Here is a 19,312-nt window from a genome sequence, read left to right on the forward strand (position 1 = left end):
GTCTGATCGTGTCCACAGCGATCGAACTGGTCGGCGCTCGCTACGGCGCGCTGGGCGTACTTGATGAGGAAGGTGAAAATCTTGAACTGTTCGTCCCCGTGGGTCTGTCTCAGCAGGAAAGGGCAGACCTGGTCGGGGTGGAGCTTCCCCGCGGACGCGGGCTGCTCGGGCATCTGATCGCCCACCCTCAATCGTTGCGCGTCGATGACATCGCCGGCCACCCTGACTCAGCAGGCTTCCCGCCCGGCCATCCGTCCTTGCGCACCCTGTTGGGAGCGCCGATCAGCATCCGCGGGATGATCTACGGGGATCTGTATGTCTCCGAGCGGCTCGACGACCCGCCCTTTGTTGCCCACGACGAAGCCTTGATCGTCGCGCTGGCCGGCGCCGCGGCCTTGGCCATCGACGACGCCCACCTGTACGAGCAGGTCAGCCTCGACGCCGAGCGGTTCCAGCGGCTGGAAGGCCTCGCAGCCATCGCTGTCACCCCCTCGTCACACCAGGGCGGCGACGCCGGCTACGTCGAGTACCCGAGCCACCACTACAGAGCGAGGAACAGGCCTATGCCTCATCGCCCTCCTGGTCGGCGGCTTCGTTGGCGCGGCCGATCTCGGCCATGTGCTCCTCCGCCCAGGTCCGCAGCCCCGCAAGCGCGGCTTCCAGGGACAGCCCGAGTCCGGTGAGTCGGTAGAAGACCCGCGGCGGCACGGTCGGTTCGACTCGGCGCGACACCAGCCCGTCGCGGGTCAGACTTCGCAGCGTCACGGACAGCATCTTCTGCGAGACGCCGGGCATCCGGCGTCTCAGCTCCGCGAAGCGCACTTCGTCCGGTGCGGCATCGGCAAGCTTCTTGACGGCCATGGACGTCCACTTCGTACCGATGCGGTCCAGCAACTGCCGCGTCGGGCAGTGGGGATCGAACAGATCGCCACGTACCCCACGCTCGGCGGCCCGGGCTCCTCGGGTGGTCACCTATGGCTCACCACCTTCCCTGAAAGTGCCGCCTAGGAAGCGGTCAGAAAGTTACCTATCGTTCTGTGGTCACCAATGGTAACCAGCCGGAGGAGCCGTCATGCCCGTCACCACCGCACACCAACTGCGCCGCATCGCGACGAACGGCGTCCAACTCAACGTCGCAATCGCCGGGGACGGACCTGCGGTTCTCCTGCTGCACGGCTTCCCGCACACCTGGCAACTTTGGAGCGGCATCATGGGCCGACTGGCCGGGCAGTACCGGGTCATCGCCCCGGACCTGCGAGGCTTCGGTGCCAGTACACGTGCCGTCGAGGGTTACGACGCAGGCACCCTCGCCGCCGACGCCGAAGGGCTGCTCGACGCACTCGGCGAGCCCTCGGCAACGGTGGTCGGCATCGACGCGGGCACAGCCCCCGCCGTGCTGCTCGCGCTGCGCCGGCCCGGCCTCGTCCGGCGCCTGGTCGTCATGGAGGCACTGCTCGGCCGCCTGCCCGGAGCAGAACACGTCGTCGCGGACGGCGCCCCGTGGTGGTTCGGCTTCCACGCCGTCCCCGGCCTCGCCGAGACCGTCCTGGCCGGCAACGAGGCCCCGTACATCGACTGGTTCCTCGACTCGGGAACCCTCGGGCGAGGAGTACCCGACCACATCCGTGCGGCCTTCGTCCACGCGTACACCGGGAGCGAGGCCCTGCGCTGCGCGTTCTCCTATTACCGGTCCCTGCCCACCAGCGCGCGGCAGATCCAGGACGCCGTCGCGACGGCTCGGCTGACCATGCCCACCATGGCCGTCGGCTCTCACCCAGTCGGCACCGGGCTCGAAGGCCAACTCCGTCCCATCGCCGATGACCTGGTCGGACACCATCTCCAGGACTGCGGCCACATCATCCCCCTCGACCGCCCCGACGCATTGTTCGCGCTCCTTGCTCCCTTCCTCTCGGCCGATCTGTCGAAGTGACCGGAGCGGGGCCGAAGGATCACGGTCGGCGGTTCGGGCGTTCGTCCCAGCGACGAGTTGTCCGGGACCGCCGGATCAGGCTGCGCACGGTGATGATTGTGTCGGCGAGATCGAAGAGGGCATCAATGACAGTGCCGCGACGCTCGTAGCACCGGGCGAGACGGTGGAAGGTGTTCTGCCACGCGTGGGTGCGTTCGACGTGCCGACGCCGACTGGCCTGAATGGGCGCCTTCTCCCCCTTCTGCGCGATGCGTCCGTGCAGGCCGCGTTCGCCGAGCGGAGCGCGGGTGGTGTCCGATTCGACGGCTCGACGGCCTCGGCCCCGGTCACGTTGTTGCAGTTCACCGATGTATCTTCCATGATCGGGAGTTACACCGAACGTTTCAGTCCCGGCCCCCCAGCGAGTGGCGTCGAGTCCAGATATCGAATCTCATACACGCGTTCAGCGAAGCGCCAGCCCTCTGGGGTGCGCTGGTAACGATCGTGGTAGATCGCGTAATTGAGGTGCGAGGCGCCACCACGAATCCGGATGACTTCGGAGAGATAGGCGCGGCCGGTCGCGGTGTCTCCTGAGAGGGAGGTGACCCCGGGGTGGGTCGTCTGGGCGAAGACCTCGAAGCTGGTCTCACGTTGCTGCCCGAGACCTCGAATGCCCTCACGGCCGGCGGCCTCGATGCCGGCCTCCGGAATCCGGACAACGCCGTCCGGCATGAAGAGTGTGGCGAGTCGATCGTGGTCATTCATCATCGCCGCGTCCGTGAACTCCGCCCGGAGCGACTCGATTTCGACGCGGTCCCTCAGCTCGTCCGGTTCACTCGTCACCGCCTCGCTCACGAGACGGCCGCCGACGGCGGTGCGATCGTCGCGTGTGGCGACCAGGTCGACGACAATCCCGTCGCGATGTTGCTCCCCGAGTGCCATTGCGACTGCGTCTGTCACTGCTGCGACGAGCCGGGCCGCGATCTGCGGGCCGTCAGCCCGGGTGAGTTCCTCCTCTCGCATGGCGAACGTCACGGTCGGCGCTACCTCATGGCGCGCAACCCCGCCGACGGCCCAGCGGCCGACCGCAAGTCCCGCGAGCTGTACGACCACGAGGTTACGAGCCCACTCTCCGTAGACGGAGGTGACCGCGTCCGTGAGTCTGGCGATGAGGTCGTTCTCGTGCCCGGCGATCTGAGGCTCGAGGACGTGGACGGTGAGATGAGGCATGCTCGATCGTCTCCCTTCTGGGTTCAATCGGTTGGAGGCAGCTCAGGCGATGGACGCCGCGCGCACTTCGTATGGGCTCGAGTGCCGCGGTCCGGGCGCCGTCGGCGACGCCGTAGGAGACGATCGCGGCGGCTCTGTTCGCCCGCCCAGCCGGCGTAGACGAAGTCGATGGCGTTCTTGAGTGGGCCGGGGAGCTGGTTGTTGTACTCCGGCGCGACGAACACGAATCCCTCAAGCGCATCGATCGTGCGCACCCAGACCTGCGCCTCGGGGCCTCCCGGTTCCGCCCATGCCCCGAGACTTCGTGGACCCACCCGGCGACCTGCGGACCGAAGCCGTCCCGAACGCGTGCTGCCGACGACGATGCCGATCTTGGGCATGATGCGCTCTCCTGTCTCGGCTTCTGGGGCGTACACGGGCACGCGGTCGCCGGTGTGGTCGGCCGCTATGCCAACACCGACGCGGTAGCGGCCTCGATCGTCAGGAGACGGGCCGCCGTTGTCGACCGGCTGACATCGGCGGGACCTGATCCGTCGTATCTCGCGGGAGGATTCGTACGTGACGAGTGAAAGGCGCTGACCGAATGGACATCACAGGCGGAAACGGAGACGCTCCGGCGCGTCCTGAGGACGAGCCGCTCATGTCGGAGCGGCGGAACCTCGCCAATCTCGCCTACCGGCTGCTCGGCTCGCTGACCGAGGCGGAGGATGCCGTGCAGGAGGCGTACGCCCGTTGGTTCGCGCAACCTGTCGAGCGTCGGGCCGCTATCGCGAATCCCGCAGCCTGGTTGACCACCGTCGTGAGCCGGATCTGCATGGACCAGCTCCGTTCGGCGCGTATGCGCCGAGAGCGGTACGTCGGTGAGTGGATTCCAGAGCCACTGCCGGCGCGGGCCGAGTGGAGCGCGCTCTCCCACGGATCGACGGCGAGAGATCCCGCCGACCACATCACGTTGGACGAGTCCGTCGAGATGGCGTTCCTGGTGGTGCTCGACTCGATGACGCCGGCCGAACGCGTCGCCTTCATGCTGCACGATGTGTTCCGGGTGCCGTTCAACGAGGTCGCAGAGATCGTCGGCCGCACGCCGGGTGCCTGCCGCGAGCTCGCCTCGTCGGGTCGTCGACGAGTGGCTGCTGCCCGCACCCGCGGTGCAGGGGCGCGGCGGCGTTCTACCATCGTCGGTGAGTTCCGGCAGGCGTGGCAGGCCAAGGACGTGGATGCCCTGGTACGGCTCCTCGACCCGTCGGTCGTCGCCACCGCCGACGGTGGCGGTCGCGCGATGGCCTCGCCGGCGCCGGTCCGAGGCCATCTTCGGGTTGCGGAGTTCCTGGTACACCTGGCGGGTCTCGCCGGCCGACTCGACCTCCTTGAGCGGACCGTCAATGGCCAACCGGGCCTCGTTGCGCTGAACGGCAGTCAGGTGCTGACCGTGTACGCGTTCGACATCGACGAGTCCCGTATCCGACGTATCTGGGCGATTCGCAACCCGGACAAGCTCCGGTCATGGAGCAGTTGAGGTGCGCGTCGATCTCGAGCCTGACAACTCCCGCTGCATGGCCGTCGATCGGTCGGGCCGTCGGCGCCCTTCGATGCCGTGCTCGCACCGGCCCGACCCAGATCTCAGAAAGGAAGCACCGATGTCGTTCAACTCCCACACCCTGCACCTGACCACTCGCGGCACGGACGAGGCATCCGCCTGGTACCAACGGGCCTTCGGAGCCGCAGAGCTCACCAGGCTGGTGGTACCCGGCGGCCGGCTGATCCACGTCCAGGTCCGCATCGGGACGCTCACCCTGATGCTGGCCGACGAGTTTCCTGAGATGGAGTCCTTCGGGCCGCAGCACTTCGGTGGCACCTACGGTGCCATTTACCTGCATGTCGACGATGTCGATGACACCTGGCAGCGGGCCGTCGGTGCCGGGGCCACCGTGATTCGCCCGTTGAGCGACACATTCTGGGGCGAGCGAGAAGGTCAGCTGCTCGACCCCTTCGGTCATCGGTGGGGGCTCACGCAGCATCTCCGCGACGTCCCGCTCGCCGAGCTCCAGAAGCTCACGACCGAAGCGTTCTCCGGCCTCACCGCAGGCTGAACGCCGTGGTGCCGACGGCACGTTTCTGAGGGACTCCCCCGCATGGCTCGACGAGCCCGCCCCGGACGGTGGCTGACTGCCCGACAGACCGAGACGAGGTCGTGGCCCCGACGACGACCTCGAACCGGTCGGGCGACACCGTTTACCCCTTCCAGCGCCCTCGGGCCAGTTCCAGATTGTGGAGTCGCCGGCATAGCGGGGGACGCGGGAGGAGTCGACCGGCCCTCGCGGGTCGAAGGTGCGGCTCATGAGGGTCCTCAGATGGTTCTGAGTCGATGAGGTCGCGGGCGATCCGGAGCCGGGCGGACCGAAGAGCCCGTAGACCGTCGGGATGGGGATTGTTCAGTGCGGCCGTGGTGGCGGGCTCGGCCTCGATCGGGTGCGGCCGGCCAGGCGGTCGCGCCAGTTCTCGAGGATCCGCGCCTCGGTGGGCCTGGTAACGGGACTCACCGCCAGCTAGGCAAAGAGGCTGACGCTGAGGCCGTAGCAGATCGGCTCGTTGGCCGGGGTGCTCGTGGTGATCAGGAGCGCGATCGCAGTGGCACCGCCGCCGATCATCAAGGCGAGCGCGCCCTGGACGTTGCGCGGCCGGCACCAGACCGCGCACGCCGGTGGGCAGGGCGCTCTTGACGATGGTCGCGAAGACGGGTGGAGCACCTTGGTGGCCATGCCGATGACCACGCCGGCCAGCGCGTAGACCAGGCAGCAAGCGTGCGGTTCTCCGATACGTTCGGCCCGTCGGTCGTGGACAGTGCTGTGAGGTGTCGGCGACGCGAGGTGGCTCGACAGCGGGGTGGAGGCTGGGGTCCGTGACGGACCGGGCCCGACGCCCCCGTCAAGGGCTCCTTCGAAGCGGTCAGGAAAAGTTCAGGCCGGACCTGACAGCGTGCCGATCCATGACAACCAACACGTATGCGTCCGGTAGGCACTCCGGGCAGCGGCAGATGCTGAACAAGGTCCCGGAGGTGACGCTCTACTTCTGGGTGATCAAGGTGTTGTGCACCACCGTCGGGGAGACCGCGGCAGATCTGCTCAATGACAACCTGGGCATGGGGCTGACCAACACCTCGTACCTGATGAGCGCGCTGCTGGTGGTGACGCTGGTCTTCCAGTTCAGGGCGCGCGTCTACGTGCCGGGCCTGTACTGGCTGTCCGTGGTCCTGATCAGCGTGGTCGGCACACTGATCAGTGACAACCTCACCGACAATCTCGGAGTTCCGCTGGAGACCACGACGGCGGTCTTCGGCGTGGTCCTCGCCGTCACATTCATCGCGTGGTACGCGAGTGAGCGGACCCTGTCGATCCACTCCATCCGGAGCACGCGCCGGGAGGCGTTCTACTGGCTGGCGATCCTGTTCACGTTCGCGCTGGGCACGGCAGCGGGGGACCTCACCGCTGAGAAGCTGAACCTGGGCTACTGGCTCTCCGCAGTGGTGTTCGCGGCGCTGATCGCCGCCGTGGCCCTCGCGCACCGCACGCTGGACCTCAATGCTGTGTGGTCGTTCTGGATCGCGTACGTCCTGACGCGGCCGCTCGGCGCCTCGCTGGGCGACTATCTGTCTCAACCGGTGGCGGACGGCGGGCTGGGGCTGGGCACGGTGGGGACCAGTGCACTGTTCCTGGTGGTCATCCTCGGGCTCGTCGTCTTCCTCACCCGAACCCGGCGCGATGTGACGGAGGAGGTTGCAGTCAGCCCGCAGGAAGGGTGACCTCGAAGCGGGCGCCGGGCGCTGTGGTGTCCAGTGTGATGTCGCCGCCTGCGGCGCGGGCCAGGCGGCGGGCCAGGGCCAAGCCCAGGCCCGCGCCGTCGTGCCCGTCCCGGGGGTGGGCGCGGCGGCCCGGTTCGAAGAGCAAGGTGGCAAACCCCTCGGGTACGCCGGGTCCGTCATCGGCGACGTACACCGTGACTGCGCCGGCGCGCGGGGCGCAGCCGAGGGTGATCGACCGGACGGCGTAGCGGCGGGCATTGTCCAACAGCGGTATCAGGATGCGTTCGACGACCTCCTGCGAGACGCCGATATCGATGCCCGGGCCCGTACCGCCGGCAAGGGTTCGGTCCGTCACGACTGTCACCGCAGGGGCCCCGCCCGGGTCCTGTGCGGCGCTGAGCTGGGCGAGGTGGTGGCCGAGTTCCGGGAAGCGGCAGCGCCCGGGCGCCTGCGCGTTGCGGGTCCTGACCTCGGAGAGCAGTGAGTCGCAGATCTGCTGCATCCTCGCAGCGGCGTCCGCTATGGACTCCAGCGAATCAGCCGTTTCCTGCTCGCTGCGCGGCCGGACGGTGAGCCAGTCCGTCTCGGCGGTGATCCTCGACAGCGGGGTGCGCAGCTCGTGGGAGAGCTCGGCGGCCTGCTGCTGTTCGTGGCGCAGCACCGCAGCCAGTCGGTCGAGGAGTGCGTCGAGGCTGGTGGCGAATGCGGCGAGTTCGGTGGGCCTGCCCTCGGAGCCAAAGCGTTCGGGTACGCCCGCCGCGCTCCACCGTGTGGCCTGTTCGCTCATTGCGGCGACGGGTCGTAGCGCCCGCCCCACCGCGAGACGGGTGAGTAGGTAGAACGTCGCCAGCAGCAGTACGGCCAGTGCGATGGAACCGACCAGCGCGGTCTCGGCAGTGTTGCGGTACGGATCGAGGCTCAGGGCACTGACCACGGTGCCGACCTGCGTGGGTGCATGGCCTCGGACGGCCGGGGAGTCGATGGGGAAGGAGTACAGCCGCCAGGGATCGAGGCCCCGGTCGTCAGCGAACACCTCGCGGCTGTCCGCCAGTTGTCGCGCCTGCGCGTCGAGGGCAGCCGGGGCAACCGGTGGCTTCTCGATGACCCGGTCGCCCTGGAAGATCCACACCCCGGCGTCCAGGGCACTGTCCTCGGTGGGCTCACGGACGACGAGTTGGCCGTCGGAGCGTACGTCCACCGTGGCCGCCACTGCCTCGGCCCGGGTGCGGAGGACGTCGGCAGCCTGTTCGTGCAGCCGCTGGTCCAGAGCCAAGTTGAACACGGTGGTCAGGACTGCAATCCACAGTGCGCTGGTGGCGAGTGCCATCAAGGCGATGCGTCCGCGCAGGGTGTGCGGGCGTCGGGTGGCCGAGGGAGTACGGTCGGCCTTCATCCGAAGCGGTAGCCGACGCCGCGGACCGTGCTGATGGTTTGAGGGCTGTCCGCCGCACGCAGATTGCGCCGCAGCCGGGTCAGGTACTGGTCCAGGGTGTTGTCGCTGACCTGGGCGCCCTCCGGCCAGGCGGCCCGCAGCAGCGCGCGGCGCCGCACCACCTCTCCGGGGGCGGCCATCAGTCGGGCCAGCAGCCGGAACTCGGTGGGCGTGAGCGCGACGGACCGGTCCTGCACAGTCACTTTGTGGCGCTCAGGGTCCAGTCGCACCGTGTCGGCGCTGTCGGCGAGGGCGTGGGTATGGCCGGTGCGGTGCAGCACCGCGCGTACGCGGGCGGCCGGCTCGCTCAGGTGGAAGGGCTTGACGAGATAGTCGTCGCCACCGGAAGCGAAGCCCGAGAGCCGGTCGGTGAGGTTGCCGTGTGCGGTCAGGAAGATCACCGGTACGGCGATGCCCGCTCCGCGCATTGCCTGGCACACGTCGCACCCGTCCGAGTCCGGCAGTCCGATGTCGAGGACGACCGCGTGGACGCTCCTGTCGGCGGCTTTGAGGGCCGAGGCGCCGTCGTCGGCGGTCACGACATCGAAATCCTCGTCGCGCAGGCCTCGGGCCAGGACATCGCGCAGGCCGGGACCGTCCTCGACGACGAGAATGCGGGCAGTGGTCATCAGCCCAGTGTGGACCGGCTCGTGCGCCTGCCCCGGTGTGCGCGGTGCGGCGGACGGCGGTGTTCAGGTTGTGTTCAGGTGGCGGGAGCACTCGCAGTTGTCGGTCTACTGGTCGAAGTGAGTGGTGGTGTGTGGGAGTGAGTTCTGCTGGTGGGTGAGGCCGCGTACATCCAGAACCTGGCTGCCGGGATCAGGACGCTGCGACACCGCCTGTCCCTCTCGCTCGGAGAGAAGGTCACCAAGCTCGCTGCGGGCGGCTACCGGTCGAAGAACGAGTGGTTCCGCAAGTCCCGCCGTCCCGCGGCGCTGGAGGCGCGGCACGCGGCGGCTGTTGCCGACTGGCGGGCCGGGCGGGTACGGGTGGTGCGGGGTGGCAGAGGTCTCCTGAACACCCGCCACCATCTCCTACGCCCCCGGCACCTCACCAACCACGCCAGGGACCATAACGCCCCGCTTCGGTGATACCGGGGGCTGATCCGCGCCCATCACTTCGTACCCCGGTACTACGTGCCGCCGCTCCGGCGCGCACGCTGTTCAGGTCGTGTTCAGGCACGGCGTGCCAACGTGCGGATCATGACCACAGAGCACATTCTCGACGACCGGCCCCTCGTCCCCGTACGCCGGATGGCGAACAAGGTGCCAGGGGTGACCGTCTACTTCTGGATCATCAAGGTGCTGACCACCGGCATGGGCGAGACGGCGTCGGACCTCCTGGCCCGCCTGCTCGGTCCGGTTCCGGCGGTCGCTCTCGGCGGCCTCGCCCTGACGGCCGCCCTCGCCGTGCAGTTCGCTCTCCGCCGGTACGTAGCCTGGGCCTACTGGACCGCCGTCGTCATGGTCAGCGTGTTCGGCACCATGGCAGCCGACGTCCTGCACGTCGGCCTCGGCGTACCGTACGCCGTGTCGGCGCCGGCCTTCCTCGCCGTACTGGCCGCGGTCTTCGTCCTCTGGTACGCAAGCGAACGGACCCTGTCCATCCACAGCATCCGCACCCGCCGCCGCGAGACGTTCTACTGGGCGACCGTCCTCGCCACCTTCGCCCTCGGCACCGCCGCGGGCGACCTCACCGCCACCGTCGGGTTCGGCTACCTGGGCTCGGTCGCCCTTTTCGCGGCCGCCATCTGCGCGCCCGCCCTGGCCCACCGCTTCGGCGCCCTGAACGCGGTGACCGCCTTCTGGACCGCGTACGTCATCACCCGTCCCCTCGGCGCCTCCCTCGCCGACTGGATGGCACTCGGGCACGCGCGCGGCGGCCTCGGCCTCGGCCTGACACCGGTCACCCTCGCGTGGACAGCCGCGATCGTCGGATTCGTCGGCTACCTGGCCGTGTCACAACGCAACACACATGCCACCCCCGCAGCCTGAGGGTCAGAACGCGCCACGGTGCGGGCCGGCCACAGCCGGATCCGCGGGGCTCCTCGACGACGAAGCCGCAGCCGTCGTCGGTGATCTCCAGCTCGACACCGTCCGTGAGTTCGGTGAGGACGACGCCGACGGTGGAGGCGCCCGAGTGTTTGCGCACGTTGGCGAGGAACTCCTGCGTGCAACGCGGGCAGGGATGTCGCGCTCTCCGGTGCCCGACTTCGCGGTGATCAGCACGTGTTCGACGGGGCGCTGCTGCAACCCGCCCTCTGCGGCGATTGCCTCGCCGTGTCCCGCCTCTCCAATGCGGAAGTCCTCGGTGGTCGCCGCTTTGGTACCGCTGGGGATGCCGATACCGAGGCACAGGACGACGGACACGAGCCAGCCGACGGTGCCCCGCCAGGGGCGGACGGCACTCCAACGAGCCCTGCGTACCGGAAGATTCTTCATGGCCTCCATGCTCTTCGTCGGGGGGTGTGGTACCGACAGCAGCGACCGGTTGACTTGAGGCCCACCAACTGGTGGACCCCCGTCCGGCTCAGTGGAAGCAGGGAGTGTGGAAGACCATCGCGTTGTCTGACCTGAGGTCAGACAGCACGGTCGGGTCAGGGAGGCCGACCTCGAGCCCGAAGTATGCATGCAGTTGGACTGGCCTGCCCGATAAGCAATATGAACCTCGGCTGACTGGAGCCACCCTAAGAGCGACCGCCACTTAATGGTCAGCGAGGGCTTCAGGTTGCTGGCTGATCGGCGTGATTCGTGCAGCCGGGTTCAACATCGGCGCTCGCCTGGGCGACGAGTCAGGACTCGTTGGCCTGGGCGAGGATCGCCTCGATGCAGGCTGCAGCCTGTCTCCAGACGGTGAGGAACTCTGCCGTGTCTACCTGGGCTTCGCGCCAATGCGCATTCTCGTCATGCGAGCGGAAGTTGAACAGGATCGCGCGGTTGGTCATCTCGGCGTCGACCTGCATGTGGTCGAAGGTGTCACCCAGGCTCAGCTGATGCCGCTCATACGGTTCGCCGCTCTCGGCCAGGCGGGCGACATCTTGTAGGTCGCAGTAGTGCGGATAGAACGCCGTTGTACTTCCGTCGCCTATCGGCCAGCCGTTGAGCAGGATCTGGAAGAGACCGAAGCGCCGCAATGGCATGTACTCAAGTACCACGACCTGGAAGCCGCCCGGCGATCCGAATATGCCCACAGACTCTCATTTCTCCAGGATGTCGGCGAGGTACGGCTTAAGGGGATGACTCGCAGGCACGACCTCTAGCGATCATGAAGCTCTCCAGGCTCAGCGATCGCCGGAGGATTCGTGCCTACCGTCCCATCATCCCTGTTCGAACCGCTGTGGGACCAGTTCAGCGCGTTGCTTCCTGACCGGCCCGAGTTCGATCCGGCGTATCCATGAGGCTGCCACCGCCGCCGGGTCCCCGACCGGGTCGTCTTCCGCCACGTCGTAGACGCCCTGGTCCACGGCTCAGGATATGAGCGGATCGCTAGCAACGAGTGCTCGGCCACTACGATCCGGCGCCGGGTCAGGGAATGGGCTCACCTCGGACTCGCCACGCAGATTCACGCGATCGCCCTGGCCGCTTACGACACGATGATCGGCCTGAACCTCGATGATTTGTCTGCTGACGGCTGCCACACCAAGGCCCCTTGCGTCGGCGCCAAGGCCGGACCTTCACCGGTCGACCGTGCGAAGCAGGGACTCAAACGCTCCACTTTGGTCGATGCCAGTGGAATCCCGCTAGGCATTCCGTCGGCCGGCGCGAATCGGCATGACTCGAAACTGCTGGAACCGACCATCGAGGCGGCCGAACATCAGCTCGGAGCCCTGCCTGAGAACGTCGCGGTCCACCTGGATTCCGCTCACAACGGGAAGTCCTGCCGTCGCGTTCTGGACAACCACAGGCTGATCGGCGCCCGAGGGAGTCGCGCCCTCGGGCTACTCGACCGTTGCATTTGCGCTGCCCCGGTCCCGGTCTGTCGCGGGGAGGGCGTTGTCGATGAGGACGGCGGCGATGGCGGCGGCGGCGGGGAAGGATTCGGCGTTGAGGACTCGGGTGCGGACCGAGGCGCCATCGAGGAGCAAGGCCAGTTGTTCGCCGAGCTGTTCGGGGTTGGCGGCGCCGGCTTCGCGGGCCGTTTCAGCGAGCCGCGCGGCGATGGCGAGCTTGTAGTCGCGTGCGTATTGGGACGCGGGGTGTTGGGGGTCGTGGAGTTCGACGGTCGCCGCGATGTAGGGGCACAGGGGTGTGAGTCCCTCTGGACCGGACGTGGGCAACTCGAAGGCGGCAAGGAGTCGTTCGCGGGGCGTGAGGTCGGTGCGGTCGAACACCTCGGCCATGATGCCGGGATCGAATCGGCGCAGGTATTCGGCGACCAGTTCGTCCTTGCCGGTGAAGTGCTGGTAAGCCGTGCGCTTCGAGACCTGGGCAACTGCGCAGAGCTGGTCCATGCCGGTGCGGTTGATGCCCTGAGCACGGAACAGTTGCTGTGATGCGCCGAGGATGCGCTCGCGTGCGCCCCTGCCGCGACGCCGACCTTGGGGGCCTTTCTCCAGTTTCGTCATCCCTCCATCATAGCCCAGTTCGGTACTGATCAGTGTACATAGCTTGCGTTCCCGCCGGTCGCCGGAGTAGGTTTAAGTACACAGCTCGGTATACAAAGGAGCGATCGTGGGAAAGCTCGATGGCAAGGTAGCGGTGATCACGGGCGGGTCGACCGGCATGGCGCTGGCCGGCGCGAAGCTGTTCGTTGAGGAAGGGGCTCATGTCTTCATCACGGGCCGGCGGCAGGAGGCGCTGGATGACGCCGTCAAGGTGATCGGCCGGAACGTGACCGCAGTGCAGGGTGACGCGGCCGACCTGGACGACCTTGACCGTCTGTACGAGACGGTCAAGCGGGAGAAGGGCTCGATCGACGTGCTGTGGGCGAGTGCCGGGATGGGCGAGCAGGGCAAGCTCGGCGAGATCACCGAGGAGCAGTTCCATCGCGCGTTCGGGCTGAACGCGCGCGGCACGCTGTTCACGGTGCAAAAGGCGCTGCCGCTGCTCAACGACGGTGCCTCGATCTTCATGACCGGATCGAACGCTTCGCTCAGGGGCTTCCCCGGGTGGAGTGTGTATGCGGGGAGCAAGGCCGTGCAGCAGGCATGGGCCCGTGTGTGGCTGAACGAGCTGAGGGACAGGCGGATCCGGGTGAACGTGCTGACCCCCGGCCAGGTCGCCACCGCCAAGCAGGAGGAGGTGTTCGACGAGGAGACGAAGCGGCAGTTCGAGTCCCTGATCCCGCGGGGCAAGATGGGCCGCCCCGAGGAGATCGCGACGGTCGCGCTGTTCCTCGCCTCGGACGACTCAAGCTATGTGAACGGGCTGGAACTGACCACCGACGGCGGCACCACGGTGATCTGAACACACACCGGCGCATTCGGGGCCGGTCCCTTGACCCGTTGACTGCCTTCTCGCGGGTGTGCCCGGAACTGCGCACGAACGGGGAGTAACGATCATGGATGCCCCGTCCTATGTCGATGACCTGACCTCCTTGGAACAGGTCACCGAGGGACAGGTTCCCGCATCCCGGCCTACCGGCGGAGGAGCCCTGCGGCTCACCCAGTTGGGTGAATCGGCACAAACGAAACAAAGCGAAAGTTCGAGAACATGGGAGAGAGCACACCTCATGAGCAGCATCAGCATCATCGGCACTGGGAACATGGCCCGTACCATCGGCGCGCTGGCGGTAGCGGGCGGCAACACCGTCGAGGTCCTGGGCCGCGATCACTCCAAGGCCGCTGACCTGGCCAAAGCTCTCGGCGGCGGCGCCACGACGGGAGAGTGGGGCGCCGTCCCGGCCGGGGACATCGTCATCGTGGCCCTGTTGTTCGACAGTGTCGTGCCGGCCGTCGCCAAATACGGAAGCGCCCTCGCGGGCAAGGTCATCGTCGACATCAGCAACCCCTTCAATTCCACGTTCAACGGTCTGGCTCACCGCGAGGTCACCTCAATCGCGCAGGAAGTCGCCAAGGTGGCCCCGGCCAGTGCCAGCGTGGTGAAGGGATTCAACACCGTGTTCCGTCATGTCCTGGAGAACGGCCGGCCCGACGTATTCATCGCTGGCGACAACGTGCAGGCCAAGGCGGACGTGGAGGCGTTCATCAAGAGCCTCGGGATGCGCCCGATGGACGCCGGTGGCCTGGAAATGGCGCACTGGCTGGAAGGAGCGGGTGTGCTCACGATGGGCCTCGCCCGCCACGGGGTGGGGGGCTGGGACTTCGCCCTCGGCGTCACGGAACTTCCCGCCTGAGCCGCACCGGAGGAGATACTCGCGATGAGGCTTGGAGCTGCTTTTGCGACGTCACCGATCGTGCTCGGGCTGGCAGTGATATGGCGTAGCGCCCGCCAGCGGACGGTCAGCAGCGCGAACCCACACTCACCCAAACGGCGCAGGCCACGCAGCAGGGCCCTGTAGGTGCGGTTTTCGCTGTCGAGCGCCTGGTCACCCGGCGTGTCCGACCAGCGTGAACACGCCGATCGGGAAGCCATTGGGCTCAGTCAGGGCTTGGACGCTGCCGCCGGGTTCGTGGTGCTTGCCGGAGTACCGGGCGTCGATCTGCTCGCCCAGTCAGTCGGTGGAGAGCAGCCTGGCACGATACGCAATCGCGTGGAGTCCTTGGGGCGTGAAGATCACTTTGGCGAGAGCTCTTCTCCCAGGGACTCCACACCCATCTGGTTACCATCACGCCCCCGTGCGGATCAGGCGGGGACGGCAGCCGGACTGAACCTGATCTCGGTGAGGTCACCTCAGTGCGGGACAAAGCATCAACTAGTGTGATGCGCCGGATCAGGCAACGCTTACCCTCTCGACGACGGGGCGTAGGCGACGGTCCTCGGCGGGGCGGTACGCGGTTGCTCTGTTGGAACCGCTCACCACACCGCCGCGTCCATGGCTGGCATGGACGAAAGAACCTCGGTCACAGGTGTGAACCCGAAGGCCAACGGCGGCGCCGGATGCCTACTCGCCGGCTTCGGTGCGACAACCTCGCCGCTTGTCTGGGCACCGCGGGCCGCGGTCAGTATCAACGGAGGATTCGAGGGCCACGCTCGCGATCTGAGCGTACTCTTCGTCGATCTGCCGCTCAACCGGGTTGATCACCCAGGTGGCAATCGAGCCAGCGGCACCGTACGAATCTGGGTCATCGGTGAAGAAACCCACCCACACTGTCGACGGGCCGTACGTGTAGTGCTCCTTACCCCTCACTGACGGCAGCGGCTTCCACTCACATGGCTCGAGCGGAGCTCCAGAGGCCGGAACTGGCGTGTCTCACCACGGTATCGCCGGGCAGGCGGGCCCGGGACCGCTCCAAGCGAACCCTCCCCCACGACTACGCGCTGCACCACTCACAAGTGCCTGCGAGATCAGATCTTGCGTGTCACGCTCCGCCCCCGAACTCCGCTTGCAGGCCCTACGGGCTCCGGAAGCAGACATGCAGGGATGCATTCGAGGCAACGTGACCCTTTCCCCGGTGAGCGTGACGGGCGGTGTCACGCTCTCGCTCACGCTCCGTCAATGTGACACCGCTTGGGAGCGTGCGGCCCATGACCTGGGACACCGGAGTTTGATGGTTTGCCACCAAAGCGCAACCCAGGTCGTTGCGGTCGCCTGAGTACAAGTACTCATGAATCCTGCCGGGATGCGGGAGAGGATTGGCGGATGACGACGTTGAAGAAGACGGGGGCCCGGCTCGGGACGCTACCGTTGGCAGTGATGGTCCTGTTGGCGGCGGGGTGCGGGACGCAGCAGGCAGGGGATACCGTCAAAGCGTATCGACGTTCGTATCCAACGCCGAGTACACCGGCGGATTTCCTCTGCCCCGGCGAGGACCCCGAGCCGACGGCTGCCACGGCAGCAGCCACCGCCCCCAGCGCAACCGTGCCGCCGACCGACCACTACGCCGAGAACCACGGATTCAGAGTTCCCATCCCACTCCATGGCCAGAACCGCTGCGATGGGCTCACGGTCACCGAACGCGTCAAGAGCGCACTCGAACCATTGCGTAAACGCGGCGACTTCGCCCCACAGCACGTCCAAAACGTGCTCACCGACCTCGGCTACCCCGCCGGGAAGGTGTACCAGGACGGCCCGACGGGGGTCGGCTTCCTCATCGTCATCGACGCTTCTCCATGGTGCGTGGAGGGAACGATGAGCCGGGACTCCACCAAGGCGGACGCATTCGGCGGCTACCCCGACGGCACCGGCTGCGAGCCCCCGCAGGGCGGCCATTGACCACCCGAGCCCTTTGGACAGTTCGGTGTCATCGAGGTCGACTGGCTCCGGCCTCATCCTTGTCAGGTCCATCGCCGGACGTCGTCGGCATCGGCAAACCCGCTTTGCGCCTCGCAAGACGTAGGGGTCCGGCATGTACCGCGACTATTCGCCCGGGTTGGTGTCAGGCGCTGATGTCAACGACTGCGTTCTACGTGACTTCAGTTTGTAGTGACGCCATACGAGATACGTGGACAAGGCGACCGTCGCACCAGCGACGATCTCGGGCGCGAGGCTATGAGCGGATACGGCTTTCGCAATGCTCCCGAGCCCGAGTGCCATGACAGTCCACAGGGGTGGTCCCTGTGGTTGCCGCTTCTCTGCCGGCCCCATCACCGTCCCCCTGTCCCCTCAGCCATCGTGGGCGGCACTGTATCCCGAGTGGTCGGTGGAGGGGCATTGGGGGAGCCTCCCACACCTACTCCCGCACCTCCGACGACCTCGCCGGCTCCGTTCCTGACAAGCCGGCCGGGGTTCAGGCGGGATGGCACCGAACCAGGTAGTCCGGCCCTTCTGGGGAGGTAGCGACACGCCGACACACCTGGCCGCCCGCAGGACGGCCGCTCAGGAACGAGGTGTCGGGCACCCGCCGGCGCCCTGCGCCGAGGGTCGGGCAGCGCCTGCAACTCGTCGTAGCGCGTGTCGACACCCCCGCGGCCTGGATGCGTGTCAGCGGCGACCTCGCCTGCCTCGTACCGAGCATTACATGGGCAGAAGATGTTCCACTGCTCCAGGGCGTGTTTCAGATGTCCGCCAGACGGGTCTGACAGTGGGCTGCGAGGATGCAGGCATGGAGCAAATATTGAGTCGGCAGGAAGCGTCGGAGGCTGTCCACGACTACGGCTGGCGCTTCTTGCTGGGCACTTTGCGAACGGCAGTCCCGGTCGGATCGTTGGCTCAGGCGATCGGCTTGGCGGCGGACGCCATCGCGGTGTGTGGCAGCAACGCCGATCGGCACCTTCGGGTCGATGCCCGCCCCCAGCGGGTCGTGCTCACTCTGCAGTCGCTGGACCATGCAGCGGTTACCACCCGGGACGTCGAACTCGCGCGTCGGATCTCCACCGCCGTCAACGAGACCGGGTTGCTGATGACGGAGCCCGAGATCGGAACGGGGGCACCGCGGTCAGTCCAACTCCTGGAGATCGCGATTGATGCGCTGGGCATCGCCCAGATTCGGCCGTTCTGGAAGGCAGTGCTGGGCTATGCCGACGAGGCGGGCGCCAAAGGACCGGAGGATCCGCTTGTCGACCCTGTTGGGCAGGGCCCGGCAATCTGGTTCCAGCAGATGGATCGGGCGCGCCCACAGCGCAATCGCATCCACTTCGACATCTGTGTTCCCCATGACGAGGCACCCCGGCGGATCGAGGCCGCGCTGGCGGCAGGGGGCCGACTCGTATCCGCGACCCGTGCCCCCGCATTCTGGGTGCTCGCCGACGTGGAGGGGAACGAGGCCTGCGTGACCACATGGCAGGGCCGAGACGACTGAGGTGCGCTTCGAACCTAGCGGTCACAGCCACTCGTTGATGGTTGCTACCAGCACGGTGGCCTCGTAGCGAACGGCGAGCTTGTCGTACCTTGTGGCCACTGCGCGGTGGCGTTTGAGACGATTGATCCCACACTCCACCGCGTGGCGCTCCTTATAGTCGTCCTTGTCGAACGTCGGTGGCCGGCCCCCGTGGGAGCCATGCCTGAGGCGGTTGGCGATCTGGTCACGCTTCTCAGGGATCGTGCAGCCGATACCTCGTCTGCGCAGGTAGACCCGGTTCGCGCGGGAGCCGTACGCCTTATCCGCGCGAACCTTGTCCGGCCGGGTGCGTGGTCGTCCCGAGCCGGGCCGGGGCACGCGGATGCGGCCCAGCACGACCTGGAACTGCGGGGAGTCGCCGCGCTGACCGGCTGTGATCACCATCGACATCGGCTTCTGGGCCTGCTCGACCGCCAGATGGATCTTCGTCGTCAGCTCACCCCGGGAGTGTCCGAGCCCATGGTCGGCGGGCTCGTCGAAGACGCCTCCGGGCGGCTCGACCTGCGAATCCCCTTTTTGCGGGCACCTGTCGCGTGCTAGTACGCCCGGCAGACTGTGGAGTCCACCGAGATGTCCCACGTGATCAGGCCCTTCGCGTCCGCCCGGGCCTGGAGTTGCTCGAAGATGCTGTGCCAGGTGGCGTCGCGCTGCCAACGGCGGAACAGCCCGTGCACCGTCTCCCACGGCCCGTATCGTGCGGGCAGGTCCCGCCAAGGAACGCCGGTCCGCGTACGGAACCGTATCCCGTTGATCTCCACTTCTGAAACACGCTCTGGTTCGCAGTGCGCTTCTGCCCTGCTGTAGGTGTAGGTGTAGGAGACTTGCACCCTGTGGCCTTCTGGGACGAAGTCGAACTAGTGCCGGATCAAGCAACGTTTGCCCTGTCGACGACGGCGCGTAGGTGCCGGTCGTCGGCGTGGCGGTTTCGCCAGATGATGTAGCGGCGGATCATGCTGCCCTGCTCTTTGTGGGTGGCGTGGTCCGTGCCGTCGAGGGTGAAGTAGCGCAGGGCTGTGAACTGGGCCTCGATCCGGTTGAGCCACGAGGAGTTCGTCGGGGTGTAAGCAATCTCGACGTTGTTCGCCGCGGCCCAGGTGCCGACGC

Annotated in this window: 18 protein-coding genes and 8 pseudogenes; 13 read left to right on the forward strand and 13 right to left on the reverse strand. The window is 67.2% G+C overall.

Annotation, left to right across the window (positions count from 1 at the left end):
* Nucleotides 1-8: 8 nt before the first annotated feature.
* Nucleotides 9-347 (forward strand): annotated as a pseudogene (locus tag ACFVXE_RS30240) (GAF domain-containing protein); the annotation flags it as partial.
* Nucleotides 348-561: 214 nt separating this feature from the next.
* Here the strand turns inward: ACFVXE_RS30240 and ACFVXE_RS30245 are convergent.
* Nucleotides 562-972, reverse strand: coding sequence for a winged helix-turn-helix transcriptional regulator (locus ACFVXE_RS30245; RefSeq protein WP_389675941.1), 411 nt, complete (start codon nucleotides 970-972; stop codon nucleotides 562-564).
* Between the two features lie 100 nt (nucleotides 973-1,072).
* On the opposite strand from ACFVXE_RS30245, the gene ACFVXE_RS30250 reads away from it, so the two are divergent.
* Nucleotides 1,073-1,930 carry an alpha/beta fold hydrolase gene (locus ACFVXE_RS30250; RefSeq protein WP_389675942.1) on the forward strand — a complete coding sequence of 286 codons (858 nt, stop codon included), beginning with the start codon at nucleotides 1,073-1,075 and terminating at the stop codon, nucleotides 1,928-1,930.
* A gap of 19 nt (nucleotides 1,931-1,949) precedes the next feature.
* Here ACFVXE_RS30250 and ACFVXE_RS30255 read toward each other — a convergent pair.
* The 3 genes and pseudogenes from ACFVXE_RS30255 to ACFVXE_RS30265 all read right to left on the reverse strand — a co-directional run.
* Nucleotides 1,950-2,231 (reverse strand): annotated as a pseudogene (locus tag ACFVXE_RS30255) (IS5/IS1182 family transposase); the annotation flags it as partial.
* A 68-nt stretch (nucleotides 2,232-2,299) separates the two neighbouring features.
* Nucleotides 2,300-3,139 (reverse strand): nuclear transport factor 2 family protein, encoded by an 840-nt coding sequence (locus tag ACFVXE_RS30260; protein WP_389675943.1) that lies wholly within the window; start codon nucleotides 3,137-3,139, stop codon nucleotides 2,300-2,302.
* A gap of 23 nt (nucleotides 3,140-3,162) precedes the next feature.
* On the reverse strand, nucleotides 3,163-3,519 hold the full coding sequence (locus ACFVXE_RS30265) for an NADPH-dependent FMN reductase (RefSeq protein ID WP_389675944.1): 357 nt from the start codon (nucleotides 3,517-3,519) through the stop codon (nucleotides 3,163-3,165).
* Between the two features lie 260 nt (nucleotides 3,520-3,779).
* Here ACFVXE_RS30265 and sigJ point away from each other — a divergent pair, with 260 nt between their 5' ends.
* Together sigJ and ACFVXE_RS30275 are read left to right on the forward strand one after the other, a co-directional pair.
* Nucleotides 3,780-4,655 carry an RNA polymerase sigma factor SigJ gene (sigJ, locus tag ACFVXE_RS30270; RefSeq protein WP_389675945.1) on the forward strand — a complete coding sequence of 292 codons (876 nt, stop codon included), beginning with the start codon at nucleotides 3,780-3,782 and terminating at the stop codon, nucleotides 4,653-4,655.
* Nucleotides 4,656-4,776: 121 nt separating this feature from the next.
* Nucleotides 4,777-5,229, forward strand: coding sequence for a VOC family protein (locus ACFVXE_RS30275; protein WP_389675947.1), 453 nt, complete (start codon nucleotides 4,777-4,779; stop codon nucleotides 5,227-5,229).
* A 456-nt stretch (nucleotides 5,230-5,685) separates the two neighbouring features.
* Here ACFVXE_RS30275 and ACFVXE_RS30280 read toward each other — a convergent pair whose 3' ends face one another.
* Nucleotides 5,686-5,898: a hypothetical protein gene (locus ACFVXE_RS30280; RefSeq protein ID WP_389675948.1), complete on the reverse strand. Its 213-nt coding sequence runs from the start codon at nucleotides 5,896-5,898 to the stop codon at nucleotides 5,686-5,688.
* 227 nt (nucleotides 5,899-6,125) lie between these two features.
* On the opposite strand from ACFVXE_RS30280, the gene ACFVXE_RS30285 reads away from it, so the two are divergent.
* Complete coding sequence (locus ACFVXE_RS30285) at nucleotides 6,126-6,938, forward strand: hypothetical protein (protein WP_389675950.1); 813 nt, start codon at nucleotides 6,126-6,128, stop codon at nucleotides 6,936-6,938.
* Here ACFVXE_RS30285 and ACFVXE_RS30290 read toward each other — a convergent pair.
* Both ACFVXE_RS30290 and ACFVXE_RS30295 read right to left on the reverse strand, forming a co-directional pair.
* Nucleotides 6,919-8,331, reverse strand: coding sequence for an ATP-binding protein (locus ACFVXE_RS30290; protein ID WP_389675952.1), 1,413 nt, complete (start codon nucleotides 8,329-8,331; stop codon nucleotides 6,919-6,921). The two genes, ACFVXE_RS30285 and ACFVXE_RS30290, sit on opposite strands and share 20 nt — an antisense overlap.
* Nucleotides 8,328-8,999 carry a response regulator transcription factor gene (locus ACFVXE_RS30295; protein ID WP_389675954.1) on the reverse strand — a complete coding sequence of 224 codons (672 nt, stop codon included), beginning with the start codon at nucleotides 8,997-8,999 and terminating at the stop codon, nucleotides 8,328-8,330. The genes ACFVXE_RS30290 and ACFVXE_RS30295 overlap by 4 nt, the downstream gene beginning before the upstream one ends.
* 159 nt (nucleotides 9,000-9,158) lie before the next feature.
* Here ACFVXE_RS30295 and ACFVXE_RS30300 point away from each other — a divergent pair.
* Together ACFVXE_RS30300 and ACFVXE_RS30305 are read left to right on the forward strand one after the other, a co-directional pair.
* Nucleotides 9,159-9,404: pseudogene (locus ACFVXE_RS30300) on the forward strand (IS200/IS605 family accessory protein TnpB-related protein); the annotation flags it as partial.
* A gap of 168 nt (nucleotides 9,405-9,572) precedes the next feature.
* Entirely contained in the window at nucleotides 9,573-10,364 is a 792-nt protein-coding gene (locus ACFVXE_RS30305) for a hypothetical protein (RefSeq protein WP_389675956.1), read from the forward strand.
* A gap of 34 nt (nucleotides 10,365-10,398) precedes the next feature.
* On the opposite strand, the pseudogene ACFVXE_RS30310 reads toward ACFVXE_RS30305, so the two are convergent.
* Together ACFVXE_RS30310 and ACFVXE_RS30315 are read right to left on the reverse strand one after the other, a co-directional pair.
* Nucleotides 10,399-10,548: pseudogene (locus ACFVXE_RS30310) on the reverse strand (sensor histidine kinase); the annotation flags it as partial.
* Between the two features lie 613 nt (nucleotides 10,549-11,161).
* Nucleotides 11,162-11,560, reverse strand: coding sequence for a hypothetical protein (locus ACFVXE_RS30315; protein ID WP_389675958.1), 399 nt, complete (start codon nucleotides 11,558-11,560; stop codon nucleotides 11,162-11,164).
* A 111-nt stretch (nucleotides 11,561-11,671) separates the two neighbouring features.
* On the opposite strand from ACFVXE_RS30315, the pseudogene ACFVXE_RS30320 reads away from it, so the two are divergent.
* Nucleotides 11,672-12,414 (forward strand): annotated as a pseudogene (locus ACFVXE_RS30320) (IS5/IS1182 family transposase); the annotation flags it as partial.
* Between the two features lie 334 nt (nucleotides 12,415-12,748).
* On the opposite strand, the pseudogene ACFVXE_RS30325 reads toward ACFVXE_RS30320, so the two are convergent.
* Nucleotides 12,749-12,934 (reverse strand): annotated as a pseudogene (locus ACFVXE_RS30325) (TetR/AcrR family transcriptional regulator); the annotation flags it as partial.
* Nucleotides 12,935-13,040: 106 nt separating this feature from the next.
* Here ACFVXE_RS30325 and ACFVXE_RS30330 point away from each other — a divergent pair.
* The 5 genes and pseudogenes from ACFVXE_RS30330 (at nucleotide 13,041) to ACFVXE_RS30350 (ending at nucleotide 18,169) form a co-directional block, all read left to right on the forward strand.
* A complete protein-coding gene (locus ACFVXE_RS30330) occupies nucleotides 13,041-13,775 on the forward strand; it encodes an SDR family NAD(P)-dependent oxidoreductase (protein WP_389675960.1) in 735 nt (244 codons plus the stop codon).
* A 265-nt stretch (nucleotides 13,776-14,040) separates the two neighbouring features.
* Nucleotides 14,041-14,664, forward strand: a complete 624-nt coding sequence (locus ACFVXE_RS30335; RefSeq protein WP_389675961.1) for an NADPH-dependent F420 reductase — start codon at nucleotides 14,041-14,043, stop codon at nucleotides 14,662-14,664.
* A gap of 648 nt (nucleotides 14,665-15,312) precedes the next feature.
* Nucleotides 15,313-15,498, forward strand: a pseudogene (locus tag ACFVXE_RS30340) (hypothetical protein); the annotation flags it as partial.
* A 573-nt stretch (nucleotides 15,499-16,071) separates the two neighbouring features.
* Complete coding sequence (locus ACFVXE_RS30345) at nucleotides 16,072-16,644, forward strand: hypothetical protein (RefSeq protein WP_389675962.1); 573 nt, start codon at nucleotides 16,072-16,074, stop codon at nucleotides 16,642-16,644.
* A gap of 829 nt (nucleotides 16,645-17,473) precedes the next feature.
* A complete protein-coding gene (locus ACFVXE_RS30350; protein WP_389675964.1) occupies nucleotides 17,474-18,169 on the forward strand; it encodes a VOC family protein in 696 nt (231 codons plus the stop codon).
* Nucleotides 18,170-18,190: 21 nt separating this feature from the next.
* On the opposite strand, the gene ACFVXE_RS30355 is transcribed toward ACFVXE_RS30350, so the two are convergent.
* The 3 genes and pseudogenes from ACFVXE_RS30355 to ACFVXE_RS30365 all read right to left on the reverse strand — a co-directional run.
* Complete coding sequence (locus ACFVXE_RS30355) at nucleotides 18,191-18,787, reverse strand: IS5 family transposase (RefSeq protein WP_389675965.1); 597 nt, start codon at nucleotides 18,785-18,787, stop codon at nucleotides 18,191-18,193.
* Complete coding sequence (locus tag ACFVXE_RS30360) at nucleotides 18,745-18,966, reverse strand: transposase (RefSeq protein WP_389675967.1); 222 nt, start codon at nucleotides 18,964-18,966, stop codon at nucleotides 18,745-18,747. Before ACFVXE_RS30360 ends, ACFVXE_RS30355 begins: the two co-directional genes overlap by 43 nt.
* Nucleotides 18,967-19,073: 107 nt before the next feature.
* Nucleotides 19,074-19,312: pseudogene (locus ACFVXE_RS30365) on the reverse strand (IS630 family transposase); the annotation flags it as partial.

Source organism: Streptomyces sp. NPDC058231 (genome assembly GCF_042882275.1).
Lineage (GTDB): Bacteria > Actinomycetota > Actinomycetes > Streptomycetales > Streptomycetaceae > Streptomyces.

Coding starts and splice junctions, on each gene's coding strand:
- ACFVXE_RS30250 (WP_389675942.1), top strand. CDS start 1,073: ATGCCCGTCACCACCGCACACCAACTGCGCCGCATCGCGACGAACGGC.
- ACFVXE_RS30260 (WP_389675943.1), bottom strand. CDS start 3,139: ATGCCTCATCTCACCGTCCACGTCCTCGAGCCTCAGATCGCCGGGCAC.
- ACFVXE_RS30265 (WP_389675944.1), bottom strand. CDS start 3,519: ATGCCCAAGATCGGCATCGTCGTCGGCAGCACGCGTTCGGGACGGCTT.
- sigJ (WP_389675945.1), top strand. CDS start 3,780: ATGTCGGAGCGGCGGAACCTCGCCAATCTCGCCTACCGGCTGCTCGGC.
- ACFVXE_RS30275 (WP_389675947.1), top strand. CDS start 4,777: ATGTCGTTCAACTCCCACACCCTGCACCTGACCACTCGCGGCACGGAC.
- ACFVXE_RS30280 (WP_389675948.1), bottom strand. CDS start 5,898: ATGGCCACCAAGGTGCTCCACCCGTCTTCGCGACCATCGTCAAGAGCG.
- ACFVXE_RS30285 (WP_389675950.1), top strand. CDS start 6,126: ATGACAACCAACACGTATGCGTCCGGTAGGCACTCCGGGCAGCGGCAG.
- ACFVXE_RS30290 (WP_389675952.1), bottom strand. CDS start 8,331: ATGAAGGCCGACCGTACTCCCTCGGCCACCCGACGCCCGCACACCCTG.
- ACFVXE_RS30295 (WP_389675954.1), bottom strand. CDS start 8,999: ATGACCACTGCCCGCATTCTCGTCGTCGAGGACGGTCCCGGCCTGCGC.
- ACFVXE_RS30305 (WP_389675956.1), top strand. CDS start 9,573: ATGACCACAGAGCACATTCTCGACGACCGGCCCCTCGTCCCCGTACGC.
- ACFVXE_RS30335 (WP_389675961.1), top strand. CDS start 14,041: ATGAGCAGCATCAGCATCATCGGCACTGGGAACATGGCCCGTACCATC.
- ACFVXE_RS30345 (WP_389675962.1), top strand. CDS start 16,072: ATGACGACGTTGAAGAAGACGGGGGCCCGGCTCGGGACGCTACCGTTG.
- ACFVXE_RS30350 (WP_389675964.1), top strand. CDS start 17,474: ATGGAGCAAATATTGAGTCGGCAGGAAGCGTCGGAGGCTGTCCACGAC.